This is a genomic window from Pseudomonas arvensis (genome assembly GCF_056688935.1).
In genome coordinates this window covers 2,238,151-2,258,974 of sequence record NZ_CP162038.1, presented here as the reverse complement: position 1 = coordinate 2,258,974, position 20,824 = coordinate 2,238,151, and the positions used below count along the sequence as shown (strand labels likewise).

Here is a 20,824-nt window from a genome sequence, read left to right as displayed (position 1 = left end):
TGGGACACACGATAGGCTTTCGCTTTGTTCCAAACCAGAGCAGAATCCTGAACTTATTGTCCACATACGCGAACAATACACCCATGGAAAAATCTGAGATCGAAGGGCTGTGGACCCATATCCACTGGCTTTCCATATTGGAAGAGCAAGGCACTTACACCGCAGCCGCCGCACGCCTGGGGGTGAGCAAGTCGGCGGTCAGCCAGCGGATTGCCGATCTGGAAAAGGCCACCGGCACCCAGTTGGTCACCCGCACCACGCGCAGTGTGCGGCTGACCGATGCGGGGCTGTCGCTGACCCGTGAAGTGCGTAGCGCCTATGCGCAAATCGCCCGCAGTTTCTCGTCGGTGCGTGACTCGGTGGGGGAGATTCGCGGGCTGGTGCGCCTTACCGCGCCAGTGGCATTTGCCCGACAGCAACTGGTGCCGCATCTGTCGGAATTCCTGCAACGATACCCGCAAGTACGTATCCAGCTGGATGTGTCCGATGCGCTCAGTTCCCTGGCCGCCGAAGGCTACGACCTGGCCGTGCGCCACGGTTTCCAGGTGCCGGAAACCCACGTCGCCTGGAAACTCTGCGACACCGGCTCGGTGCTGGTGGCCACCCACGAATACCTGCAACACCACGGCGAACCTCGCGAACCCGGCGACCTCTCGACCCACAACTGCCTGTTCTACCCTCGGGGTACCGACCAGCCTGCCTGGACCTTCGAGCGCGGCAGTAAAAACGTCGAACGCCTCACCGTGCCCATCGCCGGCAGCTTTGCCACCAATAACAGTGAGGCGCTGCGCGACTCGGCCCTCAACCACTTGGGCATTGCCCTGCTGCCGGACTTCAGCGCCCATGCCGCGCTGGCCAGCGGCAAGCTGGTGCAGGTGCTCAAGGACTGGACGCTCAAGGGCGCGTTTGCCAATGAGATCTACCTGATTCGGCCGTATTCGCCCCATGTGCCGAAGTCGGTGAGTGCGTTGGTCAGCTATTTGAAGGAGAAGCTGGCGGATGGGTTTCGCTTCGCGGGTTGAGGTTTATCGCTTGATCAATAGGACTAAAAGTCCATAATGGACAAAATAGTTTAGCTGCGGAGATTTTCATGTCCAGCACGCCTCAAGTGATTAACCAGCTCCAGGCTCGCGAATTACTCGCGCAGGTCGATGTAACGCAGATCCTGCGCAAGCTGTTTCGAGACCTGGCCGCCGGGCAAGCGGTGCAGCCGGCGCAACAGTGGGTCGAGTTCCCCCAGGGTGCCGGCGACTTTATCAACTACCTGGGCGTGCTGGCGGAGGAAGGCGTCTATGGGGTGAAAACCTCGCCGTACATCGTGCGTGAGCAAGGGCCGCTGGTCACCGCGTGGACGCTGTTGATGTCGATGCAGACCGGCCAGCCGCTGCTGTTGTGTGATGCCGCTGAGTTGACCACCGCGCGCACGGCCGCGACCACGGCATTGGCGGTGGGTGCACTGGCGCCACAGTCGGCGCAACGGCTGGCGATTATCGGCAGCGGCAAGGTGGCCCAGGCTCACCTGCATTACGTGAAAACCCTGCGGAACTGGCAAAGCATCAGGGTTTTTTCGCCCAGCCTGGCCGGTAAAAGCTCCGCGTTTGAACGCCTGGACCCACGCGCAAGCATCGCCCCCACCTGCGATGCGGCCCTGGAAGATGCCGACGTGATCCTGCTGTGCACTTCATCGGCAGGCCCGGTGATCGACCCTTCGCGCTTGAACAAGCCTGCACTGATCACCTCCATCAGCACCAACGCCCCGCGTGCCCACGAAGTACCGCCGCAATGCCTCAATGATATGGACGTGTTCTGCGACTATCGTCAGACCACCCCAGGTTCGGCCGGCGAGATGCTGATCGCCGCCGAACGGCACGGCTGGAACCCGAGTGCAGTCATGGGCGACCTGGCCGAACTGCTCAGTGACCAGGTACAGCCCCCGTCCTACGACCGCCATGTATTTTTCCGCTCCATCGGCCTGGGCCTGGAAGACATCGCACTGGCCAACGCCCTCTGGAGACGCCTATGAACCACGCAGATTTCATCATCATCGGCGGCGGTATTGCCGGCGCATCCACGGGTTTCTGGTTGTCGCAACACGGCAAGGTGCTGGTGCTGGAGCGAGAATCCCACCCGGCCTATCACTCCACGGGGCGTTCGGCAGCGCTCTACACCGCCGCCTACGGCACCCCGCAGGTGCGGGCGTTGACCCTCGCCAGCCGTGAGTTTTTCGACCAGCCGCCAACAGGGTTCTGCGAGCATCCTTTGCTGACGCCACGCGGCGAGATGACGGTGGACTTCACCGGCGACCCGGCCGAGTTGAACGCGCAATACCTCAGCGCCAAAGCCACTGTGCCGCAGGTCATACAGCTGAGTGCCGACGAGGCCTGTGCGAAGTTGCCGATCCTGCGTCGGGAAAAGGTCCACGGGGCAATCTATGACCCGACCGCCAGCGACATCGACACGGATGCCCTGCACCAAGGGTATTTGCGCGGGATCCGGCGCAACGGCGGTGACGTGCGTACCGACCGCCACGTGCTGGGCTTGAGCCGTGACAGTGCCGGTCTCTGGCACGTCAACACCCAGCACGACACCTTCACCGCCCCGATTATCATCAATGCCGCCGGCGCCTGGGCCGACCACATCGGGGGGCTGGCCGGTGCCGCCTCCATCGGCCTGCAACCCAAGCGCCGCTCCGCGTTTATCTTCGCCGGCCCTGAAGGCGTGGACAGCCACGGGTGGCCAATGCTGGTGGCCCTCGACGAAGCGTTCTACATGAAGCCCGACGCCGGCATGTTCCTTGGCTCACCGGCCAACGCCGACGCGGTCGAGCCCCAGGATATCCAGCCCGAAGAGCTGGACATCGCCATGGGCATCTACCAGATCGAAGAGGCCACCACCCTGACCATCCGCCGCCCGACCCGTACCTGGGCCGGCCTGCGCAGTTTTGTGCACGACGGGGATTTGCTCTCGGGCTTCGATCCTCAGGTGCCGGGGCTGTTCTGGGTGGCAGCGCAAGGCGGTTATGGCATCCAGACTTCACCGGCCATGGGCCAGGCCAGCGCGGCACTGGTGCGCGGTGCGCCGCTGCCGGAGGCATTGACGCGGTTCGGGCTGGACGCTGGTATGCTCTCCCCCGCCCGCCTGGAGCCCCATTGATGAACAGCGTCGAACCCGACAACGCCTTGCAGAACTTTCGTGCGATTGCCGATGCAATCGCCACCCTGTTTTTCCCCCACGCCGAAGTGGTGCTGCATGACCTGCGCTCGCAAAAGGTCGATTACATCGCCAATAACCTGTCGAAACGAGCGATTGGCGACGACTCGGCGCTGGAGGACATGCTCAGCGATGACGTCAGCGAAGTGAATATCGGCCCGTACGAAAAGCTTAACTGGGACGGCCAGAAAATTCGCAGCCTGAGCACCGTGCTGCGCGACACCAGCGGTCGGCCCCTGGCGGTGCTATGCATCAACCTGAATATTTCACTGTTCGAAAACGCCAAGGCGGCGCTGGACCTGTTCCTGTCGCCCAGCAAGTTGATCCCACAGCCGGATGCGCTGTTTCGCGATGACTGGCAGGAACGTATCAACACCTTCCTGCATGCCTGGATGCGCGAGCGCCAGTTGAGCCTGAACCTGCTGACCCGCGACCACAAACGCGAACTGGTGCTGGCGCTGCATGCCGAAGGCGCGTTCAAGGGCAAGAGCGCTTCGAACTACGTGGCGAACGTGCTGGGCATGGGGCGGGCGACGGTCTACAAGCATCTGAAGGAATTGAAGGGCTGAACCTTCAGCCCTGTTTTTGGGTTTGGTGGTGAGCGGGCCCGTGCATCAATCGCCGTAGATATCGGCCTTGAAGTATTGCTGCGAAATCTTCTGGTATTCGCCACTGGCGCGAATGCCATCAATCGCCGTATTCAACTCGCTGACCAGCGCCTCGTTGCCCTTGCGCACCGCAATCCCCGCGCCTTCACCCACATATTTCGGGTCCTTGAGTTCCGGCCCGACAAAGGCATAGCCCTTGCCCCGTGGCATTTGCAGGAAGTCATTCAAGGGGATGGTGTCGGCAAAGATCGCATCCAGGCGCCCTGACGCCAGGTCCATGTAGATCTCTTCGTTATTGCTGTAACGCTTGACGATGATGCCCTTGGGCTCGAACACCTCGGTGGCGTAGCGGTCAGTGGTGGTCGCACGCTGCACGCCGACGGTCTTGCCCTTGAGACTGGCGTACTGGTCATCGACGACGGCGCCGTCCTTCATCACCAGGCGTGACGAGGTGAAATAGTACTTGTGGGTGAAGTCCACCGACTTCTTGCGGTCTTCGTTGATGGTCATGGACGACAGCGCCATGTCGATTTTCTTCACCTTGAGGGAAGGAATCAGTCCATCGAACTCACCTTCAACCCACACGCACTTGACCTTCATCTGCGCGCACAGCGCATTGCCAATGTCGTAGTCGAAGCCGACGATCGTGCCTTCCTGGGTCTTGGAGGCAAACGGCGGATAGGCCGCCTCGATGCCGATGCGCAGGGTTTTCTCGGCGGCCAGTACGTGGCTGGAAGCGATCAAGGCCAGCGCGGTGATAAGCAAGCGTTTCTTCATGGGTGATCTCGCAGGTTGTTGTTGGTTTGGCAAGAGAGAAGAAAAATGCAGCAGAAATATTTGTACTTATAATTCCATCCTGGACTTTTATGTATTAATCGTCAATCCAGCCTGCATACACATGACTTTTTTGCACAACGCACCGGTGTTTTTGAGCGTTCATCTCCGGATTTATGCATGCCTATACTCGGTCCAGCCTGCCGGTTTAGCCGCAGGCCGTCCCTACAACAATAATCAAGGACACCGACCATGACGCATCCCTTCCTGGCCGCCCGGGATTTCCTGCTCGCCCATCGCACCGACTACGCCACCGCCGCCCGCGACTTCCGCTGGCCGCAGTTGGATGCGTTCAACTGGGCCCTGGACTATTTCGATGTGATGGCCGAGGGCAATTTGGCCAACGCGCTGTGGATCGTAGAAGAAGACGGCAGCGAGCAGCGCTACAGCTTCCAGCAGTTGGCTGCGCGCTCCAACCAGGTGGCCAACCATCTGCGCGCCGTGGGCGTGCGGCGTGGCGATCGGGTGCTGTTGATGCTCGGCAACGACGTGGCGCTGTGGGAAACCATGCTCGCTGCCTTCAAGCTCGGCGCGGTGGTCATCCCCGCCACCGCCCTGCTCAACCCGGATGATCTGCGCGACCGCATCGAGCGCGGCCAGGTGCGCCATCTGGTGGTCGGTGAGGCGCATGTGGGCAAATTCGACGGCCTGGGCGATGGCTGCAGTCGCATCTGTGTGGGCACGGCACCCGCTGGCTGGGTTGCGCACAACGCTGCGTTTGAATACCCCGAGCAGTTCGACGCCGAGGGCCGCACGTTGGCAATCGACCCGATGCTGCTGTATTTCACCTCCGGCACCACCTCCAAACCGAAGATGGTGCTGCACAGCCACCAGAGCTACCCGGTGGGTCACCTGTCGACGATGTACTGGATCGGCCTGCAACCGGGCGACCTGCACCTGAATATCTCGTCTCCAGGCTGGGCCAAGCACGCCTGGAGCTGCCTGTTCGCGCCGTGGAACGCCGGCGCGTGCATCTTTATCCATAACGTCGCACGGTTCAGCGCGCCGGCCTTGCTGACGGCGCTGGAACAATATCGCGTGACCAGCCTGTGCGCGCCGCCCACGGTGTGGCGCATGCTGATCCAGGAAGACCTGGCCAGTCACAAGACGCGCCTGAACCTGCGTGAATTGGTCGGCGCGGGCGAACCGCTGAACCCGGAGATCATCGAGCAGATCCAGCAGGCCTGGGGTTTGCCGCTGCGCGATGGCTTCGGCCAATCGGAAACCACCGCACTGGTCGGTAACACGCCCGGCCAGTTGCTCAAGCCGGGCTCCATGGGCCGCCCGTTGCCGGGTTACCGCGTTGCGCTGCTCGACCCCGACGGCGTGCCTGCCACCGAGGGCGAAGTCGCCCTGCCCCTGGATGTGCGCCCTCTCGGTTTGATGATGGGCTACGAAGACAGCCCGGAAAAAACCGCTGAAGTGATGCGCGACGGTTACTACCGCACCGGTGACACCGCGCAGATCGACAGCGACGGCTACATCACTTTCGTCGGCCGCGCCGATGATGTATTCAAAGCCTCCGACTACCGCATCAGCCCGTTCGAGCTGGAAAGCGCGCTGATCGAACACCCGGCCGTGATGGAAGTCGCCGTAGTCCCCAGCCCCGACCCGCTGCGCCTGGCCGTGCCCAAAGCCTTCCTGATCCTGGCCCATGACGCCCCCGGCAGTGCCGAGCTGGCCAGGCATATCCTGGCCTTCGCCCGCGAACACCTGGCGCCGTACAAGCGCGTGCGGCGCATCGAGTTTGTCAGTGAACTGCCCAAGACCATTTCCGGCAAGATTCGCCGGGTGGAATTACGGCAGATGGAAGTGCTGCGTCGCCAAGGGGCGACACGGGGTGAACAGGAGCATTTCGAGGAGGATTTTTCCTGAGCCGATACCCGGGATTGAGCGGGCTGTCAGCGGTACCAGACGTTCCAGATAATTAAGCTGGTAAACCATATGAAGCCGAAATTGATCGGCCACAACGCCCAGCGCTTGAGGGATAAGGGGATGGCGGCCAGTTCGGCTTCGGTCACGTCCCCTCGCTTGATATGGGTCTTGGGCATTGCCAACAATTGACTGATCAAGATCATGCGATGAACCCTGTCGAGATGCGTATTTCGGCCCCAAAAACGTTTGTTATCGCAGACCACTTTGTTCTCGCTGAAGTAGCTTTCCAACGCTTCGAGCTTTGTGTATTCGACGTAGAAAGACAGTCCTGAACCAATCAGCGCCCCTGCAAATATAAAGATCGTAAAGACGAGATAAAAATCCATGATTAGGCGCCTTCTGGTTGAAAGATCAAATCACCGTCGATCTCTAGGATTTGGCCGCCAAGAAACGAACCGCGAGCGCCAACTACATCGCCCCCTACATACCCTCCCGCAGCACCGCCAATAACAGCACAAGCCAGCTCACCGTTTCCTTTAGCGGCAACGCCCAAAAAGAGCGTACAGGCGCGACGGGCTAATTTTGCACCGAGCGGCCCGCCCCAATAAGAGCCCGCCACACCGCCCACCAACTTCCCCGACTCCACATATTTCGCCCGCCGACACTGCATCTCCCGTCCGTCCACACACGCCTCCTTGATCTCCAAACCTGCCACGCCCACATCCAGCGCCAACCCCACATACGTCCCCTTCCCCAACCACTTCGACGTCTGCGCAATCGCCCGCATCCGCTGCGCATACCCGGCGATCTCGCCCTTGCGCAAATAGCTTTTGGTTGAAATCCCGAGCACCGTCTTCAACGCCTGATTGCCCCGCAACCCCGTGCCAAATCGTGCAGCGCCCTGCAACTGCGTTTCCAGCAGCCCAAACAGCACCTGGCGCTGGCGAAAAAACGCTTGCCGGTCCAGGCCGCCGTCCCGCAAACGCTGATGCAATCGCTCGATCTCCTCCAGGGTATGCACCACCTCGTTCAGATGCCGCGACCACGCCGATGTGGCGCTGCCTATCCCCAACGAGCTGTAGCCCAGAAGGCTCTGCAGCAAGTCATAGTCATTGACCACCCGGGTTCCGGCAGCACTCTCCAGTTCTCGGCGAATCGTCTCAGCCTGACGCACCAACCAGGCTTCCTCCAGCGAACAGGTGACGCTGTAAGCATCGGGAATGACGATCAACTGCCCAGGCGTCACCAGCCCATGGCGCAGATGATGATTCAACACATCGAAATGGGCCGAACGTTCCCGGCTTATGCCGCCGCCCATCAAGCGGGATTTCAGGCTGTGATAGTCCGTGGTGCGGTCGTTGATATAGCCCTGCGCCATGCTTTACATCCCTGGATGCAATGAAGATGGCGTCGAAATATAAGCAAGCGAATGCTCCCCGGACACAAGCCCAGAGGGTCTGAATTACATTTGGGAAGTTGCCTACATCGCAGGAACGAGTCACCTACGGAAATGCCGCACTTGGGGCTTAGCGGACAACTGCCCGATCATTCGGGCAGTGCCGCCAAGCTACTTTGCGACTGCGCGAAACCGGTCACGCGCAAGCAGTGAACACGGTGCCGCCTACAGGTCGTAACGCAGCGCCATACCGAAGGTGCGCGGCGCGCCGGCGTCGATGATTTCGTCATCGCGGTTGTTGGTGACGTAGCGCTTGTCGAAGGCGTTTTTCACGAAGCCCGACACGGCTACGTTCTTGGTGACTTTGAATTCGCTGCTGAAGTTCGCCAGCACGTAGTTGTCGCTCCTGCGCTCGCCGTTGACCTTGCCCGCTGCATCGAATTCGTAGGCGGAAGGTGCACTGCTCTGGTACGTCACATCAGTGTTGAAGGTCAGGCGGTCGTTGAGGCGATAGATGCCGCCCACCGAGGCCTTGTACTTGGGCGAGTAGTAGAACGCCTCGCCGCTGCGGTCCTGGCCATTGCCGACGACAAAATCCTTGTACTTGCCATCGGTGATGGCGCCGCCGACGGTCAGCGTCAGTTGCTCGCTGAGGTCTTTCTCGATGAACACTTCCAGGCCCTTGATATCACTGCGACCGGCGTTGTACACGTTGATAATGTTGCTGCCGGCTTGGCGCACGCTGACCTGCTGGTCTTTCCAGTCGGTGTAATACAGGTTGGCGCGGGCGCGCAGGGTATCTTCGAGGAATGAACCGCGGTACGACAGCTCATAGTTGGTGGTGTATTCCGGGTCATACGCCTCGTGACCGCTGCCGGAGCGCACGTTCACGCCGCCGCCGCGATAACCTTTCTGCACCATGAAGCCCAAGTACTGGCCGGTGGCGAGTTCGTAGTTGATGCCCAGTTTTGGCAGTACGGCCGCGAACGATTTCTTGACCTTGGCGGCCTCTGACAGGTCGTCCTGCTTGATGTCGGTGTCGTTGGTTTCGTGGTCGTAGCGCAGGCCGGTGACCAGGGTCCAGCGCGGGGCGAAGGTCCAGTCGACCTCACCGAACAGCGCCTTGTTTTCGATGACCGTGTCGCCTTTGACCGTGACCGCCAGCACGTTATCGAACAGCAGTCGGTCGTGGAAGTTGTTGGAGTTGTGGCCGTAATAGGCGCCGACGAAACTCTTCACCGTGTCCGAGTTGTAGTTCAGGCGCAACTCCTGGCCGAACAGGTTGCCATCCTGCTGGCGTCGGATGACTTCATTGGCGTCGGCGGTCTGGTCGAAGTCCAGGCGGTTGGTATAGTCGGACCGGGTGTTGGTGGTCAGGCTGGTCAGCGACCATTGGTCATCGAGGCGGTAGTCAACCTTGGCGCTGACGGTGTCCTGGTTGAGGTTGTCGAACGCCTGGGTATCGGAGGAAACCTTGTAGTAGCGGACCTTGTCCGGGGTGCGGGTGACCGAGTTGTCACCCTGGCGGTGCTCGTTGTGGGCGTAGGTGAGCAGGACGTCGACATCGTCGCTGGGCAGGATCAACAGCTTTCCGCGAGCATTGCTGGTGCGGTGCGGGTTGGCGTCTTTACCGAGGGCGATGTTGTCGATGTAGCCATCGCCGTCCTGATAATCCAAGGCGATACGCCCGGCGATCTTGTCATCGACGATGCTGCCACCGCCGGCCACCGCTGCGCCTTTTTCACCGTAGTTGCCCACGTTGGTTTGCGCCGAGAAGGTCGGCTGGAACGTCGGGTTGCGCGTTTGGATCACCACGGCGCCAGCCAGGGAGTTACGCCCCTGGGTGGTGGATTGCGGGCCGAGGAAGACTTCGACCTGTTCCACATCCCACAAGCCGGTCGGGCTCAAGGTCAGGGTACGGTTGGGCTGCACCGCGCCATCGACATACACCGAAACGGCACCGTTGAGGGTGGCCGGGCCCTGGTCGTCGAAACCGGATACCGGTACACCGCGAATACCCCAGTTTTCGTTGCCGGCCTGGCTGTACACACCCGGCGTGCGCGCAAACACGTCGACCAGGCTGTGGTCGGCCTTGTCCCGCAGTTGTTGCTCGGTCACCACCACGACGCTGGATTGGGTCTGTTCAAGGGAGCGGTTGATTTTCTCGCCGCTCACTGTGATCGGGGCGATTTCCATTGTGTTCGGCTCAGCCGCCCAGGCACCGCCAGCCAAGCACACCGACCCGACCGCCAACGCAATTGTGTTCTGTTTGAAATTCACACCCTGCTCCCCTGCCATCCATCGTTATTGTTTTTTGCGGCGGGCTGAAGGCAGCCAAACGCCAGCGGGGCGGATTCTAAGGGATAAGAATTCCAAAGTGAACATAATTGATAAGTGATCTCATTTGAGATAACTACGCATTCACGTATCAGCTTGAATACATTAGCGTAACGCTGACCGCCCGCTGAAAGGCGGCCCCGACACGCCCTTTACGCCGCCCTAGAAATCCACCGTGGCCGACACCTGCAACGTACGCGGATAACCCGGCGAAAACGCGCCATACGACGCCACGCCAGACCAATACTCACGGTCGAACACGTTCTGCACCGTGGCGCGGAACGTGGTCGGCCGCCCTTCTATCTTCGTCGCATAGCGCGCGCCGGCATCAATGCGCGTCCAGGAATCCAGCGCCTGGGTGTTGGCCTGGTTGACGTATTGGCTGTCGGTGTAGATCGCCCCGCCGGTGAGGGTAAAGCCTTCCAGCCACGGCGTGTCGTACTCGGCCCACAGGTTGGCCTGGATCTGCGGCACGCCGACCGGTTTGTTGCCCTGGTTGGCCGCCGTGGCGGATTTTGTCAGCTCGCCATCGAGAAAGGTCACGCCGCCCATCAGACGGGTACCCGGCGCCACTTCACCGTAAACACTCAGCTCGACGCCACGGTTGCGCTGTTCGGCCTGCACTGAATACACACCGTTGGCCCCCAATTCACCGCTGGGCTTTTCGATCTGGAACAACGCCACGCTGGTCATGAAGGTGCCGTGTTCGTACTTCACGCCCAGCTCGTGTTGCCTGGATTCATACGGCGCAAAGGTTTCACCCGCGTTGCTCGCCGTGCCGGGCGCGATATCGCCCTTGCTCAGGCCTTCGACGTAGTTGTAGTAGAGCGACACGTCGTCCCAAGGCTTGACCACCACACCCACCAAGGGCGTGGTGGCGTTGTCCTTGTAGCGGGAACTGACCGCGCCTGCGGCGTTGTAGTTGCGCGACTCAATGGCCTGGCGACGCAGGCCCAGTGTCAGTTGGACACGGTCATCCAGAACGCCCAGGGTATCGGTCAGCGCTACGCCAGACAGCTCGGATTCGGAAATGCGCAGCACCTTGGGCGTATTGATGGTTTGCTCGGGCCTGTCCACCGGATGGTAGATGTTCGAGCGAATGATCGTGCCGTTGTTGATGCCCCTGGACAGCTCGTCCTGGTAACGGGTCGCCATCAACGTGGTGGTGTGGGTCACCGGGCCGGTGGCGAACAGCGCGCGCAGGCCGACGTCGGCGGTGGAGCGGTCGACGTTGAATTTGTAATAGCCCGGAATGTTTTCGGTGTCACCGGCGTCGTTGAGGATACGCGGCACCTGGTCGGACATGCGCTTCACATCCGAGCGGCCACCACCGGCATGGGCGAACACGGTGAGCGAGTCATTCAGGTCATATTCGCCGCCGAGCAACACCGACTGCTCCTTGGTGTCTGACCAACCCCACTTCTGCGGCAGGCTGGTGCGACCGTTCGGCGCAGAGGGCACGTCCACGCCGGGCGCGATGGTGAACGGCCGCGAGGCGCCCTCCCAGCTTTCTTTCTGGCTGATGTAGTCAAGGTTCAGGCGCAGCCGTTCGCCGCGATAATCCAGGGCGATGGCGCCGATGCCGACGTCGCGGTGCTGGTCGTCGACGGCGGTGTCGCCGCCCTGGAGGCTGCCGTTGAAGCGCAGGCCAAACTGGTTTTCCTCACCGAAACGCCGGCTGATATCGAGATGGCCGCCCACTTGGGTATCGGAGGCGTAGCTGCCGGTGAAGCGCGTCAGGTCTTGATCCAGCGGGCGCTTGGGCACAATGTTGATCACCCCGCCGACGCCGCTGTTGGGCGAGATGCCGTACATCAGCGCACCCGGCCCCTTGAGCACTTCGACGCGTTCGGCGTACTCGGTAAACGCCCGATAGTTGGGCGCCACGCCATACACGCCGTCATAGGCCAGCTCGCCCAGATTGCCCTCACCAATGGCAAAGCCGCGCACGAAGAACGAGTCGACAATCCCGCCGGTTTGCCCGGTCGAGCGCACCGACGGATCGCGTTCCAGGGCGTCGGCCACGGTCACGGTCTGCAGGTCGGCGAGGGTCTTGGCGGTGTAGCTGGTGACGCTGAATGGCGTGTCCATCACATCCTTGTTGCCCAGCATGCCCAGGCGTGCGCCACGGGCCACCTGGCCACCGGCGAGCACCTCAGGCAAGTCGGTGGGGCCGCTGTAGCGGGCGTTGACGTTGGTCGCGTCAAGGGTCAGGCTCTGCGCGCTGTCGTCAGTCGAGCCGGCGGTGGCGGCCCAGGCGTTGCCGCTGGCAGCGGCGACAATCAGGGCGGTACGAATGGCGAGGGTTAACCGGCTGGCAACAAGCATGGCGTCGGGGTCCTTTGATCGAGAGAAAATGAGAATTACTCCTGATGCCAGCCGACGCGCGAAAAAGTATCAGCCCCTGCGCATTTTTTTGAACACTGAGAGTGATGCATGCCACCGACCCGCGTCCTGATAGCCCTGCTGTTCGCGATCCAGCTTGTGTCCATGGGCGCCATGGAAATGAGCGGGCCGTTCTGGCCCGTGCACCTGCGCGGGTTGACTACCTCCGACAGCCTGTTCAGCTTCGCCAGCGTCGCGGTGTACGTGGGCCCGATGCTTGGCATCCTGCTGACCAGCGCATTCTGGGGTCGCATCGGCGATCGTTATGGCCACAAGCTGATGATGATCCGCGCGCTGGCTGGACTGACCCTGACCCAGTTGGGCCTCGCGCTGTTCAGCGACCTGTGGGCAATCCTGATCCTGCGCTTTTTGCAGGGTGCGTTTGCCGGGTATATCGCCCCGGCCCAAGCCTACGGAGTGAGCATCGAGGTGCCTGCGCGGCGGGCGCGGCTGTTCGCGATCCTGCAGATTTCCACTAACGTCGGCTCACTATTGGGCGCGGTGGTCGGTGGCTTGATCCTCGATCACGCGACGTTCTTCTGGATCAACCTCAGCGCCGCAGCGCTCTGCGCGGTATGCACGCTGATCGCAGCGGTGACCTTGCCGGATGTGCCGCCGGTGAAAAAATCCGCGCCCGCGCCAAAGAGCGATGCCTGGCAGGCATCTGCCCTGCTGCCGTTGCTGACGGTGATGGGCATTCTGCTCTTGGCGCGGATGCTGCCGCAGACCTCATTCGCGCTGTACGTGAGCACAACGTTCACGCTCAGCAACGCCCTGGTCGGGCTGTGCTACGGCTTGCTGGCACTGGGGTTCATCCTGTCGGCGACGGCGTGGGCGCGCCACTTCGAAGGCCGGACTCAGGCCGACACCTTGCGGCGCCTCACCTGGGTCGTAATCGGTTGCATTGTGCTGACTGCAGCGGCCGGCCTCACCCGCAACCCGCTGGTGTTTGTCATCGGCTACTTCCTGTGGGGCGTGCTGCTGGGCGCCACCACGCCGGTGCTGATGGCCTTGATTTCAAAGACTGCCGACAGCGCACAACAGGGCCACGTACTGGGAATCGCCCAAGGCACCGCGCAGTTCGCCTCGATTGCCGGAATAGCGGCCGGCGGCCTGCTCAGCCAGGCCTATGGCTTGGCGTACACCTACCTGTATGTGTGCCTGGCCTACGCCGCGGCGTTGATTGCGATTCTCGCGTTGCGCTCACGGCAGGTTTCCCCTTAGCATTGGGAATACTTCTCAATTGCACGGTTGCGCGCCATGAGCGAAAGCCTTCCCGCCGATAACAACAATCACCTGCGCGCAATCGAAGCCCTGTACAGCGGGCATCACGGCTGGCTGTATGCCACGCTCAAACGCAAACTCGGCAACGCCATGGACGCGGCGGATCTGGCCCAGGACACCTTCACCCGCATCCTGGCCTCCCAGGTCACGGTCATCGACCAGCCACGGGCCTACCTGACCTGCGTGGCCAAGGGCATCCTGGTCAATTGGTACCAGCGCAAGGCCCTCGAACGCGCCTATCTGGAGGCGCTCGCCCTCGTACCGCAGCAGGAAGCGCCCTCGCCGCAAGCCCATTTCATGGTCATGGAGACCCTGCACGAAATCGACGCAATGCTCGACTCGCTGCCACCGCTGGTGAAGCGGGCGTTCCTGCTGTCACAACTCAACGGCCTCAAGTACGACACCATCGCCGAGCAACTGGGCGTGTCGCTGATTACCGTCAAGCGCTACATGAAGCAGGCGTTCGTGCAATGCCTGATGCTGGTGGAATGAATGCTCAGCCTGCGCAAAGAGCCACCGCTGCCCACGGAAGTCCTTGAAGAAGCCGCCGAATGGCTGATGCGCCTGAGCGAAAACAACCTCAGCGACAGCGAACGCGCCGAGTGGCAACGCTGGAAGGTCAGCACCCCCGAGCGTGATCGCGCCTGGGCGCGGGCGCAATTGCTGCAAAGCAAGCTCGGTGGCCTGCCGCCGTCCCTGGCGATGTCGGCATTGGATCGCCCAAGCCACCCGGAACGCCGCGCCGCCCTGGGCAAACTCGCGCTGTTGCTGGCGTTGATGCCGGTGGGCTGGGGCAGCTGGAAACTCGCCCAATCCCAGCAATGGACCGCCGACTACCGCACCCGCGTCGGCGAGCGCCGCGAGCTGACCCTGGCCGATGGCTCACATATCACCCTCAACACCGCTACCGCTATCGATGTGCGGTTCGACAGCCAGCAGCGCCGGGTGCACCTGCGCGAAGGTGAAATCCTGGTGCAGACGGCACAGGACGCGTCCCGCCCGTTTCTGGTCAGCACCCGCCAAGGCCGCATGCAGGCGCTGGGCACGCGGTTTACCGTGCGCGAACTGAGCGCGCGCACGCACCTGGCCGTGCTCGAAGGTGCCGTCCAGGTCGTGCTGGCCGACAACCGCCAGACCGCTCCGATGATCGTCAACGCCGGGCAACGCACGGAGTTTTCCGCGCAACAGTTCGGCGCGCTCACCGCCACCGACCGCAATGTCGGCGCCTGGACCCAAGGCATGCTGATGGCCGACAACATGCGCCTGGCGGACTTCGTCGCGGAACTGACGCGCTATCGCCACGGTTTCGTGCGCTACGACCCGGCGATTGCCGACCTGCGCATCTCCGGCGCGTTCCCCATCAGCGACACCCAGCGCACCTTGAACATGTTGGTGCAGACCTATCCGGTGCTCGCCAACGGTCATTTGAACGGGTATTGGGTCACCCTTTCGCCGGCCTGAGCAGCCGCGAAAAATAAAACCCGCGGCGGCTGATACTTTTTCCGATCTCGGCTGGCAAACACACAGACCCCTTTTACCTCCCGTCCATAGGGCCGCCCTCCATGCTTGTAATTCGCAGCGCGCTGCTCAGCCTGGCCCTGGCCAGCACCGCCCTCGCGGCCGTGCCAGTGCAGCTGGATACGGTGGCGGTGCGCGCCTACCACATTGCCCCGGGCCCACTTGGCGCCACGCTGTCGAGTTTTGCCGTGGACGCCGGCATTGCCCTGTCGTTCCTCCCGGCGCTCACCGAAGGCCTGACCAGCCCTGGCCTGTCTGGCACCTACTCTACCCAGCAAGCCGCTACACGGCTGTTGGCCGGGAGCGGCCTGGAAATGGCGCTGCGCAGCGATGGCAGCTACACCCTGGTGCTGCGCCGGATCACGCTGTCGGACACCACGGTCAGTGCCGCCGAACAACGCGCCAGCAGCCTGCCGCCCCTGTACTCCGGCGGCCAGGTGGCCACGGGCGGACGCCTGGGCATGCTGGGCAATACCGACGTGATGGATGCGCCGTTCAGCGTCAGCACCTACAGCGCAGCGCTGATCAAGGACCAACAGGCAACCACCGTGGGCGATGTGCTGGAGCGTGACTCCTCGGTGCGCTCAACCGGGCAGACCGGCGGGATTGTCGACTCGTTTTTTATCCGTGGTTTCCCGGTGGGCGAAGGCAATCTCGGCGAGCTGGCGTTCGACGGCGTCTACGGTGTGGCGTCCAACTACCGCGTCTTCACCGAATACGCCGAGCGTATCGAAGTGGTCAAGGGCCCCGGCGCGCTGCTGTACGGCATGTCGCCCAACAGTGCCGTGGGCGGCGTGATCAACGTGGTGCCCAAGCGCTCTCTGGACGAAGACCTGACCCGCTACACCGCCAGTTATGCCCAGGATGCCCAGTTCGGTAATCACTTGGATATCAGCCGACGCTTCGGTGAAGAGCGCCGCTTTGGTGTGCGCCTCAATGGCAGCGTGCAGCGCGGCGACACGGTGATCGACGAGCAATCGCGCGAAGTCGGCCTGGGCGCCCTGTCCCTGGACTATCAGGGCGAACACCTGCGCACCAGCCTGGACCTGATCTCCCAGGAAGAAGCATTTGACGCTGCGTCGCGGCCGTTCCTGATCGAACCCGGCGTGGCCATCCCCTCTGCCGCGAATGGCCGTACCAACGTGAGCCAGGATTGGGGCTGGTCAAGAACCCGCGATAAGTCCGCCTTGCTCAGCGCTGAATACGACCTCAACGACAACCTGAGCGTATTCGCCCACGCCGGTGGCGGTCAGTCGGCGGTCGCGCGCATGTCCGACCAGACACCGAAAATCGTCAATACCGCCGGGGACACCTCGTCAACCCCCGGCTACTACCGCTTCGAAGTGCAACGCTACACCGTCGACATAGGCGCACGCCTGCACTTCGACACAGGCCCCATCAGCCACAACGGCACCGTGCAGACCAGCCGTTACCGCGATCAACTGTCACGCGGGATTATTTCCGGGCCACCGGTGCTGTCGAATATCTACCACCCGACCGACCGTCCCGAACCCTCGATCGCCAAGCCCGATGCGCCCAAAGTCTCTGCCAGCGAATTGTCCGGCGTGGCCATCGCCGACACCCTGTCGGTGCTCGATGAGCGCGTCCAGGTCACCGTGGGCCTGCGCCAACAGCGCATCCAATCCAACAACTACAACAGCGCCGGCGCCGTGACGACGGCCTATGACGACGGCAAGACCACCCCGCTGTTCGGCGCGGTGCTCAAGCCGTGGGAGCATGTGGCGTTCTACTACAACTACCTCGAAGGCCTGAGCAAGGGTGACGTGGCACCGTCCAACGCGGCGAATGCCGGCGAAGTCTTTGCACCCTATGTTTCAAAACAGCATGAGATCGGGGTCAAGCTCGACTACGGCACCTTCATGTCGACCCTTGCCCTGTTCCAGATCCAGAAGCCCAGCGGCGAACTGGCCTCGGGGACGTTCTCCGTGCAGGGCGAGCAGCGCAACCGTGGCCTGGAGCTGAGTGTGTTCGGTGAGGTCGCCCCAGGCACACGCCTGCTCGGTGGCGTGACCCTGCTGGATGCGCAGTTGATCAAGACCAGCGTCGCCGCCCACCAGGGCAATACCCCGGTGGGCGTGCCCGAGGTGCAAGCCAACCTCTGGGCCGAATGGGACACCCCGTGGCTCGAAGGCCTGACGCTGACCAGCGGCGCGATCTACACCGCCAGCCAGTACGTCAACCAGGCCAACACCCAGCAGCTCGATCCCTGGACGCGCTTTGATTTCGGCGCGCGCTACAGCACGCGCATCGCCGAGCGGCCGACCACGTTCCGCGCCACGGTGCAGAATCTGTTCGACCGCGAGTACTGGTCGGGGGTCGCCTCCTACGGTGCGTTTTCCCAAGGCTCGCCGCGCACACTCCTCCTCTCGGCCACGGTCGATTTCTGACACCTGCAAGGGCTTAATTCATGGTTTCCATTGTTCGACGCTGCCAGGTTTTTGCGGCGCTGCTCTTTATCGGCATGCTGGGGTTGGCCAGCGCCACAATGGCGGCGCCGACCACCGTCACCGATCTGCTGGGACGCAAGGTCCAGGTAAACCTGCCGGTGCAGCGGGTGATTCTCGGCGAAGGCCGCCAGCTGTACCTGCTGGCCGCACTGGACACGCAAAACCCCATCGAACGCATCGTCGGCTGGCGCAAGGACCTGATCCAGTCCGACCCGGACACCTACAACGCCTACCTGCGTAAATTTCCCGGGATCGCCAACATTCCCACCTTCGGCGGCTTTGAGGACGGCACCTTCGACATTGAGCAAGCCATTTCACAGCGCCCCGATGTGATCATCCTCAATATCGAGGCGCAACATGCCACTGAAGATGCGCGCTATATCGAGAAGCTCGGCGCCCTGGGCATCCCGGTGGTGTACGTGGATTTTCGCAACCAGCCGATGACCAACACCGAACCGACCATGCGCCTGTTCGGCCAATTGTTCGGCAAGGAGCAGCGGGCCGAGGATTTTATTGCGTTTCGCAACCAGCAGATCCGCCGCGTCACCGACGTGATTGCGGCGCAACAACCGGCGCGGCCGACGGTGTTCATCGAGCGGATCGGCGGCTACACCGACGATTGCTGCCTGAGTTTCGGCAATGAAAACTTCGGTCTATTCGTAGAGATGGCCGGCGGCAACAACATCGCCAAAGGCATCATCCCAAGCACCTTCGGCCAATTGAACCCCGAGCAGGTGATCGTGGCCAACCCCGACCAGGTGGTGGTCACCAGCGCCAACTGGGAGGCTTTCGCCCCAGGCGGGCATTGGGTCGGCGTAGGCCCCGGCGCGGACATGGCCCAGGCGCGACGCAAACTTTCGTGGTACACCCAACGCCCGGCGTATGCCGGCATCAAGGCCCAGCAAACCCAGGCCTTCCACGCCATCTGGCATCAGTTCTACAACAGCCCTTACCAGTTCGTGGCGATTCAGCAATTGGCCAAGTGGTTTCACCCGGACCTGTTCGCCGACCTGGACCCCGAGGCGTCGTTTCGTGAACTGCACGAACGTTTCTTGCCGGTGCCTTACGCACCCGGTTATGCCGTGAGCCTCAAGCCATGAGCGCCGTGACCTACCGCAGCCTGGTGCTGCGCAAACGCCTGATCCTCGCTGCGTTGTTCGTATTATTGCTGTGCAGCGTGCTGCTCGACCTGGCGTCGGGGCCGGCGCGCTATAGCCTCAGTGAAGTGATGGGCGCCCTGCTCTCACCCGACAGCGCGGCGCCGCAAGTGCGCGTGGTGATGTGGGATATCCGCCTGCCCGTCGCGTTGATGGCCGTCGCGGTGGGCGCGGCATTATCCCTGGCCGGGGCGCAGATGCAGACCATCCTCAACAACCCGCTGGCCAGCCCCTTCACCCTGGGCCTGTCCGCCGCCGCCAGTTTTGGCGCGGCCATGGGCCTGGCGTTCGGCGTGGCGCTGTTTCCGTTGGCGGCGCAGTACATGGTGCCGGTCAATGCGTTCATCATGGCGATGCTCTGCGCCTTGCTGATTCATTTCCTCAGCCTGCGCCGCGGGGTCAGCGCCGAGACCCTCGTGCTGCTGGGCATTGCGCTGGTGTTCACCTTCAACGCGCTGCTGGCGCTGGTGCAGTTTTTTGCCACCGAGCAAGCCGTGGCCGCCGTGGTGTTCTGGACCATGGGCAGCCTGACCAAAGCCACCTGGCCCAAGCTTGGAGTGATCTGCCTGATCATCCTGCTCACCGCGCCCGTGTTCGCCCGGCGCGCCTGGGCCATGACCGCCCTGCGCCTGGGCGATGAAAAGGCCGCCAGCTTCGGCATTAACGTGCGCAGCCTGCGCTTTCAGACGCTGATCATGGTCAGCCTGCTCGCCGCGTTCCCGGTGGCGTTTGTCGGCACCATCGGCTTTATCGGCCTGGTGGGCCCGCACATCGCGCGGATGTTGATTGGTGAAGACCAGCGCTTTTTCCTGCCGGCCTCGCTGCTCACCGGCGCGTTGATTTTGTCGGCCAGTTCGGTGGTCAGTAAAACCCTGATTCCGGGCGCGATCTTTCCCATCGGCGTGGTGACTTCGCTGATCGGCGTACCGTTCTTCATTTCCCTGATCCTGAGCGGGAAGAAACATTCATGGTAACCCTGCAACTGGAACATCTGGGCGCCCGCTACGGCCAGCGCAACATCATCAGCGGCGTGACCACGGCCGCCTTTACCGGCGGCCAGGTGGTGGCGGTGGTCGGCCCCAACGCTGCGGGCAAATCCACGCTGTTCAAGCGCATCGCCGGGCTGATCGACGGGCCGGGCCGGGTGATTTTGCAGGGCTCGCAACAAGGCGCCCAGGCCATCAGCTACATGCCCCAGGGCCTGAATGGCAACGCCCGGTTGACGGTTTACGAATCGGTGCTGCTGGCGCGCAAACAACTGTCGCCAGGCTGGGTGGTACAAGACGCAGAGCTGCACCTGGTCGACGAGATGCTCGACGCCCTCGGCATCACCGACCTGGCCTTTCGTAACCTGGGCGAACTCAGCGGCGGGCAACAACAGCTGGTGTCCATCGCCCAGACCCTGGTGCGCGAACCCGAGGTGCTGCTGATGGACGAACCCACCAGCGCCCTCGATATGCACCGCCAGGTGCAGGTGCTGAGCTTCATGCGCGCCCTGGCACGCCAGCGCGAGGTCATCGTGTTTATCGCCCTGCACGACCTCAACCAGGCCCTGCGCTTTGCCGACCAGGTGCTGGTGATTGCCGACGGCACTGCCCAAGGTAGCGGGCCGAGCCATGAAGTGATCAACGAAGGAATGCTGCGGGCGGTGTACAAGGTCGAGGCGCGCATCGAGCGTTGCAGCCGTGGTCAGCTGCATATTTTGATCGATGACATCGTGTGAATAAAAAAGCCCGGTGGCGCAGCACCGGG

The 20,824-nt window shown here is 62.3% G+C and carries 17 protein-coding genes; 12 read left to right on the top strand and 5 right to left on the bottom strand.

Features of this window, described 5'->3' with window-relative positions; all coding sequences use genetic code 11:
* Window positions 1-83 precede the first annotated feature (83 nt).
* From AB3G88_RS10470 to AB3G88_RS10455, 4 genes are all read left to right on the top strand, one after another.
* Window positions 84-1,022 carry a LysR family transcriptional regulator gene (locus AB3G88_RS10470; RefSeq protein ID WP_191948181.1) on the top strand — a complete coding sequence of 313 codons (939 nt, stop codon included), beginning with the start codon at window positions 84-86 and terminating at the stop codon, window positions 1,020-1,022.
* A gap of 68 nt (window positions 1,023-1,090) precedes the next feature.
* A complete protein-coding gene (locus tag AB3G88_RS10465) occupies window positions 1,091-2,023 on the top strand; it encodes an ornithine cyclodeaminase family protein (protein WP_480453920.1) in 933 nt (310 codons plus the stop codon).
* Window positions 2,020-3,153, top strand: a complete 1,134-nt coding sequence (locus AB3G88_RS10460) for an NAD(P)/FAD-dependent oxidoreductase (protein ID WP_480453919.1) — start codon at window positions 2,020-2,022, stop codon at window positions 3,151-3,153. The genes AB3G88_RS10465 and AB3G88_RS10460 overlap by 4 nt, the downstream gene beginning before the upstream one ends.
* Window positions 3,153-3,779, top strand: coding sequence for a helix-turn-helix transcriptional regulator (locus tag AB3G88_RS10455; RefSeq protein WP_099584549.1), 627 nt, complete (start codon window positions 3,153-3,155; stop codon window positions 3,777-3,779). Before AB3G88_RS10460 ends, AB3G88_RS10455 begins: the two co-directional genes overlap by 1 nt.
* Window positions 3,780-3,824: 45 nt before the next feature.
* Here the strand turns inward: AB3G88_RS10455 and AB3G88_RS10450 are convergent, their stop codons facing one another.
* Window positions 3,825-4,595, bottom strand: coding sequence for an L-arginine-binding protein AotJ (locus tag AB3G88_RS10450; RefSeq protein ID WP_099584548.1), 771 nt, complete (start codon window positions 4,593-4,595; stop codon window positions 3,825-3,827).
* 249 nt (window positions 4,596-4,844) lie between these two features.
* On the opposite strand from AB3G88_RS10450, the gene AB3G88_RS10445 reads away from it, so the two are divergent.
* Entirely contained in the window at window positions 4,845-6,527 is a 1,683-nt protein-coding gene (locus AB3G88_RS10445) for an AMP-binding protein (protein ID WP_480453918.1), read from the top strand.
* A gap of 26 nt (window positions 6,528-6,553) precedes the next feature.
* Here AB3G88_RS10445 and AB3G88_RS10440 read toward each other — a convergent pair whose 3' ends face one another.
* The 4 genes from AB3G88_RS10440 to AB3G88_RS10425 all read right to left on the bottom strand — a co-directional run bounded on the left by AB3G88_RS10440 (window position 6,554) and on the right by AB3G88_RS10425 (window position 12,588).
* Window positions 6,554-6,913, bottom strand: a complete 360-nt coding sequence (locus tag AB3G88_RS10440; protein ID WP_099584545.1) for a hypothetical protein — start codon at window positions 6,911-6,913, stop codon at window positions 6,554-6,556.
* 2 nt (window positions 6,914-6,915) lie between these two features.
* A complete protein-coding gene (locus tag AB3G88_RS10435) occupies window positions 6,916-7,905 on the bottom strand; it encodes a hypothetical protein (protein ID WP_480453916.1) in 990 nt (329 codons plus the stop codon).
* A 243-nt stretch (window positions 7,906-8,148) separates the two neighbouring features.
* Complete coding sequence (locus AB3G88_RS10430) at window positions 8,149-10,203, bottom strand: TonB-dependent receptor (RefSeq protein WP_480453915.1); 2,055 nt, start codon at window positions 10,201-10,203, stop codon at window positions 8,149-8,151.
* A gap of 219 nt (window positions 10,204-10,422) precedes the next feature.
* The gene (locus tag AB3G88_RS10425) at window positions 10,423-12,588 is read right to left on the bottom strand and encodes a TonB-dependent receptor (protein ID WP_480453914.1); all 2,166 of its coding nucleotides are present in this window, start codon (window positions 12,586-12,588) and stop codon (window positions 10,423-10,425) included.
* A 108-nt stretch (window positions 12,589-12,696) separates the two neighbouring features.
* Between AB3G88_RS10425 and AB3G88_RS10420 the strand changes: the two genes are divergently transcribed.
* From AB3G88_RS10420 to AB3G88_RS10390, 7 genes are all read left to right on the top strand, one after another.
* Window positions 12,697-13,869, top strand: coding sequence for an MFS transporter (locus AB3G88_RS10420; RefSeq protein ID WP_099584541.1), 1,173 nt, complete (start codon window positions 12,697-12,699; stop codon window positions 13,867-13,869).
* Between the two features lie 36 nt (window positions 13,870-13,905).
* Window positions 13,906-14,421 carry a sigma-70 family RNA polymerase sigma factor gene (locus AB3G88_RS10415; RefSeq protein WP_099584540.1) on the top strand — a complete coding sequence of 172 codons (516 nt, stop codon included), beginning with the start codon at window positions 13,906-13,908 and terminating at the stop codon, window positions 14,419-14,421.
* Window positions 14,422-15,390, top strand: coding sequence for a FecR domain-containing protein (locus AB3G88_RS10410; protein ID WP_480453911.1), 969 nt, complete (start codon window positions 14,422-14,424; stop codon window positions 15,388-15,390).
* Between the two features lie 101 nt (window positions 15,391-15,491).
* On the top strand, window positions 15,492-17,855 hold the full coding sequence (locus AB3G88_RS10405; protein WP_480453910.1) for a TonB-dependent siderophore receptor: 2,364 nt from the start codon (window positions 15,492-15,494) through the stop codon (window positions 17,853-17,855).
* Window positions 17,856-17,875: 20 nt separating this feature from the next.
* Window positions 17,876-19,015 (top strand): ABC transporter substrate-binding protein, encoded by a 1,140-nt coding sequence (locus AB3G88_RS10400; RefSeq protein WP_480453908.1) that lies wholly within the window; start codon window positions 17,876-17,878, stop codon window positions 19,013-19,015.
* Window positions 19,012-20,046, top strand: coding sequence for a FecCD family ABC transporter permease (locus tag AB3G88_RS10395; RefSeq protein ID WP_158878838.1), 1,035 nt, complete (start codon window positions 19,012-19,014; stop codon window positions 20,044-20,046). The genes AB3G88_RS10400 and AB3G88_RS10395 overlap by 4 nt, the downstream gene beginning before the upstream one ends.
* Window positions 20,040-20,795, top strand: coding sequence for an ABC transporter ATP-binding protein (locus AB3G88_RS10390; RefSeq protein ID WP_480453907.1), 756 nt, complete (start codon window positions 20,040-20,042; stop codon window positions 20,793-20,795). The genes AB3G88_RS10395 and AB3G88_RS10390 overlap by 7 nt, the downstream gene beginning before the upstream one ends.
* The last annotated feature ends 29 nt before the right edge of the window (window positions 20,796-20,824 follow it).